Raw genomic sequence first — 17,521 nt, 5'->3', positions numbered from 1 at the left:
CATTAATATTCGATTTTGCTGTTCCCAATTCAATAGTTATTCATATAATATAAAAGATACTGGAATTGGGGGGAAGAATGATGAAAAATTATGATCATTCAAATCCGATGAATTCAACATCCTCCAACTCATCTGAAGATATCTCAATAAAATTAGGGATTATCGGAATTTTTCTTTCAACAATAGGGGATATCATTTCTTCCTATGCAGAACTACTTTCCATCGATGAATTTCAACAATCTCAACAAAAAGTTCAAGAATATGATGAAAGAATAGCAAAGCTTGAAAAACAAGTTCAATATTTAACACAAGAAATTCAAAAACAGAAAGGAAGCAAAAAATATTATTGAAAGAGTGTACTGAACATAAAAGCTTGCAACAAGTCCTAATTGCCTTGCAAGCTACTCATTTTATGATGATGAAATAATTTTCCATCATTCCTAATCTAAACAGAAATCAGCTCACAACCAGCCACTTTCCCCTATCTTTAACGATCGTAATCTTTTACTTAACCACAATAAGTTTCTTTTCGACTGGAATTATTTCTTTTTCCATTAATGGTTGGACTTGTTTTCCGAAAGGCATTTGAGCAATCATCTTCCAGTTATCAGGAACATTCCATTCCGGTTGAATATTTATTTCCATATGTTGAAGGGATGCTGCATAGCCTACAGCTTCCAACCCTGTCCAAACTACATATTGAAGCATACCTTGATTTTGTTGTGACCATACTTCTAACTCATCATGAAATTGAGGCATTTTTTCTTGTAAACCTCTGATTACACCTCTGTCTTGGAAGAATAAAATCGTTCCATGACCATTGCGAAACCCATTAATTCGCTCCTCTATTCGTGCAAAATCCTCCTTAGTTTTCTTTAGGGCAATTTCTTCTGTATCGTTCCAAAGTTTTTTATGATTTTCCCCAAACAAAATCACCACGCGAGTTTCCTGTCCATTAAATGCAGTTGGTGTATGATTTAATGCGGATTCTACAATTTCAATAACTTGTTCATCTGGAACAACAGCTACATCTTCCAATACACGAATAGAACGGCGATTTTTCACTGCTTCAAAAAAATCCATTTATATTCCCTCCTATTTAGTTGCGCTTGTTATATTAACATAAATTAATGAAAAATTAATAAATAATGCTTATCAATACGGATTCTTGTAACGAAAAACATTTGACAAAATCTATTTTTTATTTTATTATGGATTAATAATTATATAACCTTTATCTAATGAATTCACATATTACAAAAAGTAATCGTGTTCGTTTGGTACTTTTTGTAATGTGTGAATTTTTTTAGTTTAAAAATGTAATTATAAAAAATTAAATTTGGAGGTTTTTTAAAATGAATCAAGGTACAGTTAAATGGTTTAACTCAGAAAAAGGTTATGGATTCATTGAAGTTGAAGGTGGAATCGATGTATTCGTCCACTTCACCGCAATTCAAGGAGACGGCTTCAAAACACTTGAAGAAGGTCAAAAAGTTGAGTTTTCAGTGGAAGAAGGCAACCGTGGACCTCAAGCAACAAACGTTGTGAAACGATAAATACGTTGATCCTCTGCAAAAGGCAGAGGATTTTTTTATTCCACATGCTAAGCATATTTTTCGACTTTTATAATAATTATTATATAATAATTGTTAGAATTAAATAATAGATGAAGGGGATTTGAGCATGTCTATTTATGAATTTCTTATAAAAAAACCAAACGGTGAAATTCTTTCAATGGAAACTTATCGCAATAAAACGATGTTAATCGTAAACACTGCAAACCACTGCCGTTTTACATATCAATTTGAAGATTTACAAAGATTGTATGAAAAATTTGCAAATCAGGGGTTCATCATACTAGGTTTCCCAAGCAATCAATTTGCTGAACAAAATCCTGAAGATGGAAGAGAAACAGAAAGGATGTGTAAAATTAATTTCGGTGTAACGTTCCCGATTTTTGATGTAATTCATGTCAACGGAGAAGAAGCTCATCCGCTATTTGAATATTTAAAAGAACAAGCAGAATGCCGCGAGTTCGGAATCAATTTTGAAGAAAAGATACTAAAATCTAAAATTCAAGAAAGTACCCCTCTTGCCCTTGATGGAAAAAACATTCGATGGAATTTTACTAAATTTATTGTGGATGCAAATGGAAATGTAGTGAAACGCTTTGAACCAACCGATTCTATACTAGATGTGGAAAATGCAATTCAAGACGCAATAAAAACTTCTATTGCATAAATGACGGGATTGTCAATTTATGAGCGGATTAGAAAAGGATTTGGGATATTCTAATTTGCTCTTTATTTGCAAAAGCTGTTAAAATTCCATATCACCTATATTCCAGGAAAAATAGGAAATTTAAGGGGGTCTGAAAAGTCATTTTGAGACGCCCCCTTTGCGGCTGTCGCTAGTGCTTTCGCCGCAGATAAATTGCGGCTGCGCTAGAGCTTTCGCCGCAGATAAATTGCGACGAGGAGGGGCGTTTGATGTGACCACCGAAGGAGCAAAGTTTTTAAGAGAATATTATTATAAGAAGTAAGGCTGTTCAGAAAGTGTTCGACTTTCTGGACAGCCCCGAGTCCCTATTCCCTATTCCCTATCTAACTCTTCACCAGATGATTATGATATCGTCCAATTGGGACGATTGATGGTGATAATGAAACAGGATCTTGAACGACAGTGCAATCGAGTCCAAAAATATCTTTAATTAATTGGCTACTGATAACTTCTGATGGAGTCCCTTCCGACACTAATTTACCTTGCTTAAAGGCAAAAATATGATCTGCATATCGGGCAGATAAATTGATATCATGAAGCACCAAAACAATCGTTGTGCCGCGTTTTCGATTTAAATCTGTAAGCATATCCAGTATTTCTACTTGATATGTAATATCCAAATATGTTGTTGGTTCATCCAAAAATAAAATATCCGTTTGTTGAGCAAGGGCCATTGCAATCCATACACGCTGTCTTTGGCCACCCGAAAGTTCATCAATATAACGATTGGCTAAATCGGTAATGTTCATGATTTCCATTGCTTCGCTTACAGCATCATCATCTTGACTCGTCCAACCTTTTAAAAACGAATGATGTGGAAATCTTCCTCGACCTACTAAATCAACCACCGTAATTCCTTCTGGAACGATAGGAGATTGTGGTAAATACCCTAACACACGAGCTAATTGTTTAGTGGGAATTTGATGAATCGGTTTTCCATCCAACAATACTTGGCCAGAGTCAGGTTTTATTAATCTTGCCATCGTTTTTAATAATGTTGATTTCCCACAACCATTCCCACCAATAATTATACTGATTTTATTGCTTGGAATAGTGATGGTTACGTCTTGCAGAACGGTCTTCTTATCGTATCCTGCAAACAGATTTTCAACTGAAAGCACGTGTGTAGGTTTCATTACAATCCACCCTTTCGATTCAAACGAACTAATAAATATAACAAGTAAGGTGCACCAAGGATACCGGTAATCACACCCACTGGATATCTAGCTTCGAAAGCATGTTGACCAATTAAATCCCCAGCCAATACTAGGATTACGCCAACAAGCCCGGCAGGAATGATATTTGAAAAGCCTGTACCCATGATTCTATTGGCAATTGGCCCCGAAAGAAATGCAACGAAAGCAATCGGCCCTGTTGTTGCCGTAGCTAAAGCAATCATCAATACGGAACTTATCATCAACATGATTCTCGTTCTATTTACATTTACTCCAATCGATGTCGCTGTTTGATCTCCTAATTCCAACATCTCCAATTGCTTACCGTACATAATTAAAATCGGAGTCAAAAGAATGACAGTGAAAATGAGTGGATAAAGAGTTTCCAATTTCAACCCATTTAAACTGCCGCTCAGCCAGCGCATTGCCGTTGGTATATCGTGTTGATTCCCAATCAACAGTAAATAAGAAATAACAGAATTTAACATCGCCTGAATGCCAATACCGATTAAAATCAATCTTCCAATGGAGAAGGAACTCCCTTTTGCTAAAAAATAAATAATCAATACTGTACATAGACCACCAATTACGGCAGCGATTGAAATGGTTGCAAGACTGGCATGAAGAATAACGATGCAAAAAACAGCCGCTGCGCTTGAACCTGTCGTAATCCCAATCACATTGGGATTGGCTAATGGGTTCCGTAACATCGTTTGAAATACATAACCACCAGCACCAAAGGCGAAACCTGCAAACACTCCTGCCACCATTCGAGGTAACCGAATTGTTCCGACAGCAAAGGATGCACCCTTTACTTCTTCACCAAAAAGTACCCGTATTACGTCTTTTACAGGATAAATCGTGTTACCAACCATCAGCATCATGAAGCATAAGACTACTGAGATTAAGCCCAGTAATGCTGTCAAAATTACAAAGCGACGTTGTCTTTTTGAACGAGCTGATTGAATTAAACTCAATGTATCATTCATCATATTTCACGAACTTTCGATTTCATTGTAATGAAAATTAATATAGGAGCACCAATAAAGGCTGTTACAACCCCGACTTCTAATTCTCCAGGACTACCTAACAACCTTCCACATACATCTGACAATGTTAATATAATTGCTCCTGTAAGAGCAGACAGCGGTATAATGTAGCGCATATCCGGTCCGATTACTAATCGAACAACATGAGTTGCAAGTAAACCGATAAATCCTATGGGGCCTGCAAGAGCTGTTGCAGCACCACATAATAGTACGCCACCAAATGCAGCAATTAGCCGAATGAACCCAATCCGTACACCTAAACTAGTAGCAACCTCATCCCCTAAAAGTATGGCATTTAATGCGGGAGCTGTAATAACGGCAATGATACATCCTGTTAACAAGAAAGGGAGAAAAATTGAAATGGAATCCCAAGAGCCTGATCCCACGCTACCTACTTGCCAAAATCGAAATTGATCCATAACATTTGTACGCGGAATCATGACCGCTGAAACAAGCGAAGACAAAATGGCACTTGTCGCGGCACCTGCCAACACAAGTTTCAATGGTGTTGCACCGCCACTTCCCATCGATCCAATGGAATAGACAAATATTGCAGCAATCATTGCTCCAACAATCGCAAACCAAATATATTGACTGGCAGAGCTAATATGAAAGAACGCAATTCCACATACGACAAAAAGGGCTGCCCCCGTATTGACTCCTAATATGCTTGGATCCGCAATCGGATTTCGGGTCACCGATTGCATTAAGGCACCCGAAACTCCGAGAGCGACTCCAGTCATAATACTAAAAATGGTGCGGACAACCCTTTGCCGTACAACATTTGCTTCATGGGAATCTACATGGGAATGGAATAGTCCATCCATTATATCCGTCCAACTAATGATTCGAGAACCAAATAATAATGAAGCAATGATGCAAACACCCAGCAAAACAATTAGTACAATTAGCAGTGCAAACAATTTTTTCGGGATAAGGTTTTGCTTTTTTTCTTTATAGGTTGTTGTTTTCATCATATTAATTTAGCTTTTTTGCCGCTTCCGCAAGCAAACTTAAATATTCATCGATGGTGTACGCAATGGAAAGCGGATTCGGATTACCAGCTGCTGCTAATGGTGTATTATCACCAATGACTACAACGGCACCTTTTTGAATTGCCGGTACTTTTCCTAAAATTGAGTCCTGTTGAAGAGCTTTTAATGTTTGCTCATCACCATATGTCACGATAATGTCTACATCATTTAATACATCTGCGTTTTCTGCACTCATTTCGATATAGAAACTATTTGGATCTCCAATAAATTCTTGTAAGCTTTCAGGATATTTCATTCCTAACTCTTCAAGAAACTCTCCGCGCGGGTCTTGCGTTGTATAGATATAGAATTTTGATAAATCTGCTGCACTGATAGACGCAAAAGCAGCTTTCTTTCCTGCTAATTCAGGATATTTGCTTACCTTTTCTTTAATTAAGTTTTCTGTATCAGCAATCAGTTGTTTACCTTCTTCTTCCATTCCCATACCTTTTGCATTGTATAAGATTTGATCTCTCCAAGATATTACCCAAGGCGTTTCTGGATAAGCAACAACTGGCGCAATTTCACTTAAAATATCGTATTCTTCTTTTGTAATGCCTGAATATGCCGCAAGAATAACATCTGGTTCACTATCTGCAATTGCTTCAAAATCTAATCCATCTGTATCTTGGTAAATATTTGGTTTTTCTACACCAAGTTCTTTTAATTTTTCTTTTGTCCATGGAAGCATGCCACTATCATCTTGAACGCCATAGTTAGCAGCAGAAAAACCTACTGGTACAACTCCTAAAGACAGCGCAACATCATGGTTTGCCCAAGCGATAGTTGCAACTCGTTCTGGTTTCTTTTCAATTACCGTTTCACCAAATGCATGTTGAATGACAATCGGATATTCTACTGATGATTCATTACTTGTGTTCGTTTCTTTTTCTTCACCATTTGATTGATTAGAGGATTGTTCAGAACACCCTGATAACAAGAATATGAATAATAATGTAAAAACTATTGAGAATATTTTATTTTTCATCTTAGTACACCTCTTTTATTTCGCAATTGATAATAATTATCATTTTCGATGATAATATAATATTTTTACAAACCGATTGTCAATCACTAATTAACTATTTATAAATGGGAATTTCATAACTCATTTCAATATAATTCCTTCATACATTAAAATAAAATATCCCTTCATAATAAAAACACCATTTCTCCCTATCGTCAATGAGTAAAATGGTGTTTCATAAAAATAGTTTTCATATACGGCTAATATCCAATACAATGATTGGTTCTTGTTCCTCTAAATAATATACATCAAAAACTAGTTTATTATTGAGAAAAGCCATTTTTGCCATTCGTTTTTTGGATTTTCCGTAATTAAAATTCTCTTTTATGATTGGTAGAGGTTTTGAAATGATGTAGTCAATCTCTAAAATACGACATAAGCTTATTAATTCTACCATCACTTTTAATTCGTATCCCTTTTGCTGGTATTCATTATTTAAGAATATTTCATTTACTATTAGGAACTTAATGTAACCTTCATCAAAGGTAGATTGAAAATGTTTTTTAAAAGTAGAAATGATTGTATATTCCTCATCTGAAAATGATTTGGCTACCTTTAACAAATCAGATTTATCCATTATAAAAGAGTTGTAAATTTTGAAGTTTAGATAACCTATCGTTTTTGCGCCTTCATTCATGAGAAAGATATTTGTCCATCCATTAATCAATTGATATTCCGGATTTGTTTCAATAGAAGTATCAATTCGTAAATAACTATTTTGAAATTCTTCTAATATAAAATCGGTTTGTTTACCTAATAAAAACGGGTTAGTATTTGGAGCATTTCTTTGTTTCTTTGATGATTCAATAAAAAACTTGTGAAAATGGAGATCCTCGTCTCTATTTTCCATGAAAACAACTCCTCTTCATCTTTTATTATCAATTACAATAACACGAACAAAAGTTCTTGTAAAGTTTAATTTTACATTATTCTGAATTTTTTCCATTTTATTATATCAATATCATTCTACCTTTTTGCAAATGATAACTCCATATATTTCGATAATATTACCAATTTAAAACTAAATTGAAAATTCCTTATTTTCTTACTTTTTCAATCTACATAGATTCCTTTCTGAAAAGTTGCTAAAATTAGAATTATTCAACTTAGAAGGAGCAGAGATTTATGAAAAAGATGAGTTCATTTTCTACTTATGCAGTCATTGGTACAATGCTATTTGGGATGTTTTTTGGTGCAGGGAACTTAATTTTCCCAATCCAAATGGGACAACTAGCTGGTACAAATTTTTGGCCTGCATTAATTGGATTCCTCATTACAGCCATCGGGTTACCCTTCTTAGGAATCATTGCCTTTGGGTTATCTGGTAGCAATAGTTTACGGGAATTAGCTGGAAGAGTTCATCCACTGTTCGGCGTGATTTTTGCAATCGCTCTTTATTTAACGATTGGTCCATTTTTCGCAATTCCACGAACAGCAACGGTACCTTTCGTTGTAGGTTTTGAACCATATATCAATCCCGAATATAGCACATTGTTGTTAGGAATTTTTAGTTTTGTATTTTTTGCCATTGTCTATTACTTCTCTTTAAATCCAGCGAAAATCGTCGATTATATTGGGAAATATTTAACTCCTGCCTTTTTATTGTTCTTATTCATTTTAATTATTATCGCAATCATAAAACCAATGGGGTCATTCGATCAACCAATTGGCGATTATCGCGACCTTGCATTTATAACAGGATTTAAAGAAGGATACAATACAATGGACCTTCTTGCATCATTGGCTTTCGGGATTGTTGTGATTAACGCAATAAAAGGACAAGGAATTACAAATAAAACAGAAATTGCAAAGTCAACTCTGAAAGCCGGCGTATTTGCCATGGCATTGATGGCACTCATTTATGGACTTATTACGTATATGGGGGCATCTAGCGTTTTAGCAATCGGCACTTTCGAAAATGGTGGACAAATCTTTGCCGCAGTCGCTCAATATTATTTCGGTGATTATGGGGCAATACTACTTGCGATTATCATTGTTCTTGCATGTTTAAAAACAAGTATCGGATTGATAACGTCTTGTAGTGAGTTTTTCAACCAAGTATATCCTAAAATTAGTTACAAATGGTTCGTACTCATCTTATGTCTTGTATCATTTACAATAGCGAACTTTGGTTTAAATAATATTATTCAATTCGCTATTCCTGTATTAATGTTATTGTATCCATTAGCGATTGTTCTAATTATTTTAACCCTTTGCTCACCTTTATACGGAAATAAGCAAAGTGTCTATACTTCAACGATGTTTTTCACTTTCTGTGTAAGCTTATTTGATGGTTACAGTACATTAGTTGCAAGTTTACCAAGTACAACTATTTCATTGTTCGAATCAATTAAGTCATTTTATTCCGATTATTTGCCACTTTATGATATTGGACTAGGCTGGATGTTGCCGGCTGCCTTTGGATTCATCATCGGAATTTTGTGGCCAAAAGGTTCAAAACAAATCGTGACACAATAAAAAAGGGGGCGTCACTTTATGGCGCCCTTTTTAACAATGATAAGTTTGGAAATGAAATATTACAATAATACGTCAGCAGATGAATAGATAAAACAGGAACAAGAAATTTTTTACATTGTTTACTCCAACTAAATAAGATGGAAAATTACTATCATTTAAGGTAACATAATTTGTGAATGAAAGGAGGCTAATAAGGATGTTTGACCAAGTTGCAATTACTATTTTAGAAGTACTGACTATTTTAACAGTTTTATTTATTGTATTTCTTCTACCACTTGGTGACTATCTATTAACAAAAAAGTAATATTTCCTTAAAAGAAGGGAGTCAATTCATAACTCCCTTCTTTTTTATTTTAATTTTCTCCATCATTTACTTTCTCAATCAAAAAAGTGTATCGATAAATGATTTTCCACTTTTTATATAAGCTACTTACTTCAACAATACCCTCGGAAATGAAATAGGCGACGAAATTTTGAAACAACTTCCTAAACAATTAAAATACTATTTATCTCCTCAGGATTTCGTAGCACGTACAGGCGGCGATGAATTTATTTTATTCATTAAAGAAATAAAACCCATCGATGCTTTAAAAGAAAAAATTAAACAAATTACAAATTTCTTAAACGATCCATTTTTTTGTAAAAGAATACCAACTTTATATTACCGTAAGTATTGGTGCTTGTATCTTCCCTGAAAATGGGACAACCAGCTTGGAGTTATTAAGAAATTCTAGCGTAGCTTTACAAAAGGCTGTGAAAGAAGGAAAAGGAACGTATCATATCCTCTCCCATACAAATAGTATCCAATCCTATAAAAATTATTCCATAGGACGAGATTTAAAGAAGGTAATCGAAAACAATGAATTAGAATTTTACATTCAACCTCGAGTGGATTCAACTACTAAACAAATCACTGGTGCTGAAGCGTTAATTCGGTGTAGACATCCAAAATGGAGGCTTCTCTTACCTGGTGAATTCATTAATATTGCAGAAGAAAATAGCCTAATAACTGATTTGGATAACTTACCATTTGATGGAAAAATAATACAAGACAGAAGAAAACATCATCGTTTTACTTCCACTGCCCGCTTGAAGCAAAATTAAAAATCTCATCGATAGCAAAGCGGAACTTGGATATCGGGGTAACCAAAGTATTAGTTACAGAAATCGGTGCTGGAGGACTTAGATTTATATCAAATCTTAATTTGCCAATCCGTACGGTTCTTTACCAATTTATTACAGAATTGCTTAGAGAGTCCATTTTATTGAATGCGAAAATTGTTTGGAAAGAAGAAGTGAATGAAGATCTAGCGGAATATGGTGTTAAGTTTATTTTTGAAAATGATGAAGAAAGAGCTAAGTTCACCACAATTCTTGACACTTTAGCAAAAAATCATAAAAAGGTACCACCATACAAGAGAGCGATTGTTGACGATATTAATGAGTACTTCAATATCGTTGTAATAAACTAATGATGTACACTTTTGATATCAAAAAATTGGGTTAGGTAGGTTCTCCCCTATCCAACCCAATATTTTTTGCTTATTTGATTATCTCTCAACTTTTATTAGTTTTGAATGAATATTTTTTATTTCAAGAATTTGAGTAAAGTTATAGTCATTTACAGTGGTGTTTAATTTAACATTCGGATAGTTTTTCAAAATACTTTTCACATTACTTAATCCTTTTCCACGATTTTTTCCTTTCGTAGAGAATCCATCTTCGAAAATGTTTTCTAAATCTACCTCTTCATCATAGAATGTATTTTCGATGATGATCATCAACGAATCATCATTGGTTTTAATAAATGCAATATCAATTTCACTATCAAAATTAATTTTTTGATTGGATTGATAATTCGCTTCAATTGCGTTATCTAAAAAGATTCCTAGAATTCTAGCTAAATCAATGACATTCATATGAAAGTCTTCAATATCTTCTGGAATTTCAATATTAATTGATATATTTTCTTTTTCAGCTTGTAAAATCTTTGTTAAAAGCAGACCCTTAATTCCTGTGACCTTCATTTTCGATAAATTTGCTAACAATTGATTTCTTTTTAATGTGTTCATTTCTGTAGAGAATATATGTTGTTTAAAATATTCTTTTAAACCCTCAAAATCATTAATTTCAATGTAACCTTGCATAGTAAACAATATATTGTTGTAATCATGTCGGAATTTTTGCATATCATTATTAATTAATTCCAATGATTCCATATAACTATTAAACTGATTATTTTCAAACTCTATTTTTTGAATATCATGTTGTTTTTTGATGTTTAATATCGTCAATGAAAGTATAAACAGCATGATGACAAAATACGTAATCTGAATCACGATATTGAATATTAACACTGTATCTTTAGATAAATAATCTGTTAAGTAGATATTAATGTAAAAAGTGACCATCGTTACAATCACAACAAAAAAAATAAATTTGATAGCACTCTTTATTTCAGGTAACAATGTAATAAATTTTTTGTGAAAATATCGATAAATAAAGACACTAATAATAAATAAAACAATAAAAAAACAATATTGATCTAAGACACCAGGTAAAAAGTTAATTGAGAGTGATTGCATAATATATTGGACAAGATTATCTACTAAGATACCTATAATAATAAAGAAACAAAGTTGTATTAGTATAATAAATTTTTTTGTGAGTAAAAAGAAATAAATTAATGAACTAACAATAAAGTAAATAATTCCTTGCCATTGACCTACCCATAAGAAAATAAAACTTGTAGGACAAAATACGGTTAAGGCGAAAAATAAAATTTGCTTCATTCGCAATTTGATTTGTGATGTATACGCGACTGCCCACACTATCAAGATTAACTCAATCATTATCAATACTAGCTTCATTTTTTCTCCTACTATGTATAATTCTATTCTGGAATGAATCAATAATATAATAACTATATTACGATAGTACACATGAACGCAACGGATTTTCGTAATTTTGTACTAATTTATGTATAAATTAGTAGGGCTTATAAATTAGAGGAAGAAAATTCCGACTAATAGAGTTAGTCGGAAAACAATGGAAAAACATTTTACGGAGTTATTTTTTTGTAGCAAAAGGATGATTTTCTAGTAACTCATTTGAAATCTTTTTCTCATGGAATAATGTTGTACATCCAGTAATCGTAGCTGTACCTCCAACAGCAACTACAACCATCGCAATTTTAGAAATTAAATTTTTAACATTCATCCAATTCATTTTCATAAAAATACTCCCCCTTAATTGATTGAGATAGTAACATTAGAGATTCTAATAAAGCCCCATAAGCGATAAAAACTTTTATTTCGAATGTCGAAATACAAAATATTCCAACTATTATGAATACTCGGAAGCCCATTTTTCTTCGCAAATATTTTTTATGATGTTGATTGATAATCGGGTGCTTTTCTGTTCCTTTAGGTGCAAGTTTATAGATAAATACTAGTATGATGATAAAAATAATATATAAGAGGAATGTAGGGATAATTGAGTAATAATCAGCTAAATATTTAATAGTGATTGGAAATGCTATGATGCTAGTAGCGAGGCATATAATTAGGTTGTTAAAATGATAGCCGAAACAAACTTGCCTTAATATGAAAAATGTAAGATGCGCAATCAATGTTGGAACTATACAATTTAATAAATAAGCCAATAAATAAATTAATATAAGCTTGTAAGACTCTGAGATAATGATTTGAATACCTAATTTTAATTTTTCTTTTTCCAAATGAGAAAAATGTTCTTGATCTAATAGATGAAAGATTGCATTTTCAATTCTAGAAATCTTCTTGTTCCCTCCTTTATTTGGATGTATTCATTTTAAATTTATTAATTCATCACCTCCATCTCTTATTTTATCATCAGTCCATTTAATGGTGAATATTAGAATTCATTATGCTCTCATAAAAAATATCAATAGACATAATAAAACTGAATTTTCTCACTAGCGTCGCATTAAAATAATTTAACACCTTCAAATAAACCGAATTTTCTGAAATATAATCCAAACACAAAAAAATCCTTTATAATGGTTGGGTGGTAGTAAACCATCCAAATCCAATACAAAGGACAAAAGCATGGATAAGTTTACACGAAAAACATCATTTGAACAATGGTTTTCACCAATTCATTTCAACTTATTTGAGGATATGGTGAAAGCCTATCAATTAGATTACTATACAAAGAAGCTTTATATGGCTTCATTTCTGAAATGACTGTTGTATGCTCAATTACATGAAACCGAGAGTTTGCGAAAACGCTGTCGTCCGTGTGTTAGAACGATTTTTGTTACCTGAAGATTCGCCTGTATTCTCCGATGAAATGGTGGTGATTGGAACCACGCAAAATCGTTCTGAAAACGCGTTCCGTCTCATCAAATTGTTGGATACAAAAGGAAATGAACTTCATTTACTGACGAATCGTTTTGATATGGATGCAGATGAAATCGCCGAAATCTATCAGTCACGTTGGGCCATTGAACTCTTTTTCAAATGGATGAAACAACACTTGAATAGCAAGAAGTTCTACGGCCACAGTAAACAAGCCGTACACACCCAAGTATAGTAGCGATGATTGTATACTGTTTAAATGTGTTAGCTCAGTTGAACACGAATAGTGACCGAAGTACGTTACAAATAAGTCGATATTTGAAAGCAGCTTTATGGAAATCTGCACACATTTGGTTACGGAAAATCGAAGGGAAGAGCGTTCCTTAAAGGTTGTTTTGTCGTTGTTGCACTCGCCTTAAGCTATAGGTAAAAAAATGGATGTTTACTACCTTTATTTAGGTGTTTCGTTTTTCGCTAATTTTTCAGAAAAATAAAATCTAAAATTTCAAAACTTATTTATGCGACGCTAGTGATAGGAGCTGCATAAATTAATTGCCAAACGTTACATTTTTAGTTTGCCATAAACCTGCTAAAAAGAATTTAGGGGCTGTCCAGAAAGTCGAACACTTTCTGAACAGCCTTACTTCTTATAGGAATATTCTCTTAAAAACTTTGCTCCTGCGGTGGTCACATCAAACGCGCCTCCTCGTCGCAATTTATCTGCGGCTAAGCTTGTGCGACAGCCGCAAAGGGGGCGTCTCAAAATGACTTTTCAGACGCCCCCTTACTTATTAGAAATTAGCTTGAAGGAATCACTTTATTTGAACATCCTTTTTAGTAAAACAAAGTTAACCTTCATCAAATCACAAATTTTCTTTAGCAGATATTTTACAAGCTATAAAAACGAATAAAACACTAAGAATCACTAATAATGCTCTGTTTAACAAATAATAAGCAGGAGATATTGTGTAATAATAGTTTGAAGAATGGACACCTAATGAAAACCACTTAAACATCCTCGCTGAAGATAAAAAATCAAGCAATAAATAACTACCTACAACAAATAAAGCAGCATAACAATTTTTTGTTAACGTAATGAGGAATAGTAGAAGCGAAGTTAAAAATAGAATATTAGGTACAAATCTTAAACTTAAAACGATACTTAGTAAATCTAAAAAAGAAACAAATCGATAATAGAAGGTAGCCGTTATAAAATTGCTTAAAGAACAAATGAACACAAAATAACCCCATCTAAACAACATATTGTAATTAAATCTAGAAGCATTAAAGTAAATAATTAATTCATAGCGATTATTTATATAATCTTTTAGAAAAGCAAAAAAAACAATGAAAACAGATATCATTGGAAAAGTATAATCATATAAATTATCGAATCCGTACAACGAATAACCAGCTCGTATTGAGCTCAAGTAGTCTGTAGGGGCAGGTGAAAAAATTCCTATAACTAAAAATAATAAAGTAATATATAAAACACCTTTTCCTAATGTATGATTATAATCATAATAATTAACAAACTTTGATATCTGTTCAAATTTGGTTTTGAAAATAGATATATGCATTTTCTAAAGAAATCTCCTTTTCATCATGATGAATATCAGAGTCTCCAATATATTTAACTTTGATTAAATCATCAGAAATTCGTTTTTCCTCAATAATTTTGTATTCTTTTCTAAATGAAACTAACTCAGTAATAGGTATATTTTTTGTAGAAATAAAAGGCACACTAATATTTATAATTTCTTCAACAGTACCTTGGAATTTTATAGTGTGATCTTTTAATATTAAAATCTCATTACTATATAGTTCGACATCTTCAATGATATGCGTTGATATTAATGTAATTGCATCCAAACTAATTTCAGCAAGATAACTTCTGAATTCGATTCTTTGTTCCGGATCAAGCCCAACTGTTGGTTCATCAATAATGATTAAATCCGGTTTTCCGAGTACTGCTTGAGCAATTCCCAATCTTCTTTTATAACCTCCCGAATATGAGGAAAATCTTTTTTTAATGACATCACGAAGTCCAAATTTTGTAATGACTTCTTCAAGAGCTTGCTTTTTTGAGTTTTTGGGTAATTTTTTCACATCATAAACATAAGATAAAAAATCATATCCGCTGATATTTGGATAAATATCAAAATTTTGTGGTAAATACCCAACTTTATGAATAGGATATTTATCAACATTGACTAAATTAGTATCATTCAATATTATTGTTCCAGAATCTGGATTTTTTAAACCTACAATCACCTTCATTAACGTTGTTTTTCCAGCTCCGTTATTTCCTAATAATGCAATCACACCATTTTGACAAGTAAAAGAAACATTCTCTAATACTTTCTTTTTTCTATATGAGAAATTGATGCCTTCTACTGATAATTGGTTTGACATAATCTATCACCTTTTTTAATTTCTTAATTAAAAAATCGAACGAAAATGGTGTCTCCAGAAACTTTTACTAATGCTGAAGAATCTTCTAATGGCCATATCCCCATTACTACCCTTGAATAATTTTTATCAATAATTTTTTTCTTTACTTCATTAGGTACCTCTTCCCTTGTAGTAATGGACGATAATTGCATTTGAATTATCGATGGTTCATAGCCAATAGGTATTACGTACTCAATTTCATTTTCATTCATGACTTTGTATTGTCCAGAAAAAAGAAACAAATCAGAAGCATTACCTCTAATGTTATATTTATCATCCGTTTCTTTAACTACCGCTAGATTGCTAAATATTGTTCCTTTTTTCTCTAATTCAACGTCAAAATAAATCTCTTTATTAGGATAATTAGATGTCTTAGGATACCAATAAAAACTATCTCCAGGTAGATTGACCGATAATGGTGAAACGTAAAATAGATGAAAACCTAAATCGTCAACAATATTTACTTTACCTTGATATGTAATTTTTAATATATGCTGTTGATCTTTTTTAAAGTCTCCTGTAATTTCTAATAAATCGTTTTCACGGGTAAAATCAAATCGAGTATTATCTATTTTGATTTCATTAATATCAAAAACTCGATCTAAAAATAATTGAATCGTATTCGTATCCTCATTAATTTTTATATTTAGTATGCTCTCGTTCGTTAATTTGTTTCCTAAATTTAATTTCATCTTATGGGAGAGAATTTGATATTCGTTTTGTAAAAACTCATTATATTGATGATGAACTTCTTTTTGGATAATGTAGTTATAAACTACAATCACTTGAGACAGTAAGATTATGAAAATTAATCCAACATTTAATAGTTTTTTCTTTTTATTTACTATAATTCTTATCAATAAACCAATTAATAAAATGAATAAAACAACGAATAATTTATCTAATAAATAGGATATATTGAAAAGGACACCAGCCAAATCATTTGTTGAAAAAAATACCTCATCATCATAAATATTAAATAACCTTCCAAATGGTGAAGTTGGATGAATCATATATGGAATTCTAATTAAAAGAATAAATATCAAAATAGAGATTACAATTGCAAAATTATTTTTTACTGTAAGTCCTACACTAATGCCAATTACAGTAAATAGAATATTTGAAGAATAATAGATAATAAAAAAATGAATGATTCCTAGCCACAAATATTCGTTCATTGTAAAAGAATTTTTAAAAAAAAACATAATAGACACAGGAAATATTACAATTAAAGACATTAATATTAAATTTGCCATGCAGATTTTGCTTATAAATTTCCAAGAATCTTTTTCCAAAAAACTTATAATTTCCAATTGTTTTTGTGTGGTTATAGTAGAGGAAATTAAGAAAAAGAAGTTTAAGGTTATAAAGGTAAAATAACTAAATGTGGTAAATTGAAATATCGAAAAATTCAAAGTTTCACTTATACGTAATGTAAGTAAAATAGCTACTAACATTACAATAAAAAATAGAATATTCTTTATATTTAATTTTAAATAAAAAAAGGTTGATTGGTTTGGTAATAATTTAATATTACTCATATCTTATGGAAGTCCTTTCTACTTACAAGTATGGAGGTCCTTTTTATTTACAAGTGATATGTAAGTTGAATAGAGTAATGATAATTCACAACTCTATTCGCAAGGGTGTCTAAATTTTTAATTTTTAGACACCCCATTTAAAA

At 32.2% G+C, this 17,521-nt stretch carries 18 protein-coding genes and 2 pseudogenes; 9 read left to right on the top strand and 11 right to left on the bottom strand.

Annotated features, from left to right (window positions below):
• Nucleotides 1-80: 80 nt before the first annotated feature.
• Nucleotides 81-350, top strand: coding sequence for a hypothetical protein (locus NSU17_RS12610; protein ID WP_340705175.1), 270 nt, complete (start codon nucleotides 81-83; stop codon nucleotides 348-350).
• Between the two features lie 154 nt (nucleotides 351-504).
• Here the strand turns inward: NSU17_RS12610 and NSU17_RS12605 are convergent, their stop codons facing one another.
• Nucleotides 505-1,083 (bottom strand): nitroreductase family protein, encoded by a 579-nt coding sequence (locus NSU17_RS12605; RefSeq protein ID WP_340705174.1) that lies wholly within the window; start codon nucleotides 1,081-1,083, stop codon nucleotides 505-507.
• Between the two features lie 272 nt (nucleotides 1,084-1,355).
• Here NSU17_RS12605 and NSU17_RS12600 point away from each other — a divergent pair, with 272 nt between their 5' ends.
• A complete protein-coding gene (locus tag NSU17_RS12600) occupies nucleotides 1,356-1,556 on the top strand; it encodes a cold-shock protein (protein WP_340705173.1) in 201 nt (66 codons plus the stop codon).
• A gap of 127 nt (nucleotides 1,557-1,683) precedes the next feature.
• Nucleotides 1,684-2,241: a glutathione peroxidase gene (locus tag NSU17_RS12595; RefSeq protein WP_340705172.1), complete on the top strand. Its 558-nt coding sequence runs from the start codon at nucleotides 1,684-1,686 to the stop codon at nucleotides 2,239-2,241.
• 362 nt (nucleotides 2,242-2,603) lie between these two features.
• Here NSU17_RS12595 and NSU17_RS12590 read toward each other — a convergent pair whose 3' ends face one another.
• The 5 genes from NSU17_RS12590 to NSU17_RS12570 all read right to left on the bottom strand — a co-directional run bounded on the left by NSU17_RS12590 (nucleotide 2,604) and on the right by NSU17_RS12570 (nucleotide 7,415).
• A complete protein-coding gene (locus tag NSU17_RS12590; RefSeq protein ID WP_340705171.1) occupies nucleotides 2,604-3,416 on the bottom strand; it encodes an ABC transporter ATP-binding protein in 813 nt (270 codons plus the stop codon).
• Nucleotides 3,416-4,447 (bottom strand): FecCD family ABC transporter permease, encoded by a 1,032-nt coding sequence (locus NSU17_RS12585; RefSeq protein ID WP_340705170.1) that lies wholly within the window; start codon nucleotides 4,445-4,447, stop codon nucleotides 3,416-3,418. The genes NSU17_RS12590 and NSU17_RS12585 overlap by 1 nt, the downstream gene beginning before the upstream one ends.
• Entirely contained in the window at nucleotides 4,444-5,481 is a 1,038-nt protein-coding gene (locus NSU17_RS12580; protein ID WP_408647298.1) for a FecCD family ABC transporter permease, read from the bottom strand. The genes NSU17_RS12585 and NSU17_RS12580 overlap by 4 nt, the downstream gene beginning before the upstream one ends.
• Before the next feature lies 1 nt (nucleotide 5,482).
• Entirely contained in the window at nucleotides 5,483-6,526 is a 1,044-nt protein-coding gene (locus NSU17_RS12575; protein ID WP_340705169.1) for an iron-siderophore ABC transporter substrate-binding protein, read from the bottom strand.
• A 229-nt stretch (nucleotides 6,527-6,755) separates the two neighbouring features.
• The gene (locus tag NSU17_RS12570; protein ID WP_340705168.1) at nucleotides 6,756-7,415 is read right to left on the bottom strand and encodes a hypothetical protein; all 660 of its coding nucleotides are present in this window, start codon (nucleotides 7,413-7,415) and stop codon (nucleotides 6,756-6,758) included.
• 275 nt (nucleotides 7,416-7,690) lie between these two features.
• Between NSU17_RS12570 and brnQ the strand changes: the two genes are divergently transcribed.
• From brnQ to NSU17_RS12550, 4 genes and pseudogenes are all read left to right on the top strand, one after another.
• Complete coding sequence (gene brnQ / locus NSU17_RS12565) at nucleotides 7,691-9,043, top strand: branched-chain amino acid transport system II carrier protein (protein WP_096551737.1); 1,353 nt, start codon at nucleotides 7,691-7,693, stop codon at nucleotides 9,041-9,043.
• A 446-nt stretch (nucleotides 9,044-9,489) separates the two neighbouring features.
• A pseudogene (locus NSU17_RS12560) lies at nucleotides 9,490-9,738 on the top strand (diguanylate cyclase domain-containing protein); the annotation flags it as partial.
• Between the two features lie 16 nt (nucleotides 9,739-9,754).
• On the top strand, nucleotides 9,755-10,147 hold the full coding sequence (locus NSU17_RS12555; protein ID WP_340705167.1) for an EAL domain-containing protein: 393 nt from the start codon (nucleotides 9,755-9,757) through the stop codon (nucleotides 10,145-10,147).
• A gap of 26 nt (nucleotides 10,148-10,173) precedes the next feature.
• Nucleotides 10,174-10,515, top strand: coding sequence for a PilZ domain-containing protein (locus NSU17_RS12550; protein WP_340705166.1), 342 nt, complete (start codon nucleotides 10,174-10,176; stop codon nucleotides 10,513-10,515).
• A gap of 78 nt (nucleotides 10,516-10,593) precedes the next feature.
• Here NSU17_RS12550 and NSU17_RS12545 read toward each other — a convergent pair whose 3' ends face one another.
• The 3 genes from NSU17_RS12545 to NSU17_RS15985 all read right to left on the bottom strand — a co-directional run bounded on the left by NSU17_RS12545 (nucleotide 10,594) and on the right by NSU17_RS15985 (nucleotide 12,818).
• On the bottom strand, nucleotides 10,594-11,913 hold the full coding sequence (locus tag NSU17_RS12545) for a sensor histidine kinase (protein ID WP_340705165.1): 1,320 nt from the start codon (nucleotides 11,911-11,913) through the stop codon (nucleotides 10,594-10,596).
• 199 nt (nucleotides 11,914-12,112) lie between these two features.
• A complete protein-coding gene (locus tag NSU17_RS12540) occupies nucleotides 12,113-12,277 on the bottom strand; it encodes a hypothetical protein (RefSeq protein ID WP_172597880.1) in 165 nt (54 codons plus the stop codon).
• Complete coding sequence (locus NSU17_RS15985) at nucleotides 12,252-12,818, bottom strand: accessory gene regulator ArgB-like protein (protein ID WP_445684097.1); 567 nt, start codon at nucleotides 12,816-12,818, stop codon at nucleotides 12,252-12,254. Before NSU17_RS15985 ends, NSU17_RS12540 begins: the two co-directional genes overlap by 26 nt.
• Nucleotides 12,819-13,131: 313 nt before the next feature.
• Between NSU17_RS15985 and NSU17_RS15980 the strand changes: the two genes are divergently transcribed.
• Nucleotides 13,132-13,269: a DUF4372 domain-containing protein gene (locus NSU17_RS15980; protein WP_445286349.1), complete on the top strand. Its 138-nt coding sequence runs from the start codon at nucleotides 13,132-13,134 to the stop codon at nucleotides 13,267-13,269.
• 28 nt (nucleotides 13,270-13,297) lie between these two features.
• Nucleotides 13,298-13,770 (top strand): annotated as a pseudogene (locus NSU17_RS12535) (transposase); the annotation flags it as partial.
• Between the two features lie 1,161 nt (nucleotides 13,771-14,931).
• Here the strand turns inward: NSU17_RS12535 and NSU17_RS12530 are convergent.
• Together NSU17_RS12530 and NSU17_RS12525 are read right to left on the bottom strand one after the other, a co-directional pair.
• Complete coding sequence (locus NSU17_RS12530) at nucleotides 14,932-15,798, bottom strand: ATP-binding cassette domain-containing protein (RefSeq protein WP_096551793.1); 867 nt, start codon at nucleotides 15,796-15,798, stop codon at nucleotides 14,932-14,934.
• A 23-nt stretch (nucleotides 15,799-15,821) separates the two neighbouring features.
• Nucleotides 15,822-17,378 carry a hypothetical protein gene (locus NSU17_RS12525; protein WP_340705164.1) on the bottom strand — a complete coding sequence of 519 codons (1,557 nt, stop codon included), beginning with the start codon at nucleotides 17,376-17,378 and terminating at the stop codon, nucleotides 15,822-15,824.
• Nucleotides 17,379-17,521: the final 143 nt, after the last annotated feature.

Origin of the sequence: Ureibacillus sp. FSL K6-2830 (assembly GCF_038004145.1) — a bacterium.
GTDB lineage: Bacteria > Bacillota > Bacilli > Bacillales_A > Planococcaceae > Ureibacillus > Ureibacillus thermosphaericus.
Note: the sequence above shows the minus strand (reverse complement) of the source record. Positions and strands in the feature narration are given on the sequence as shown.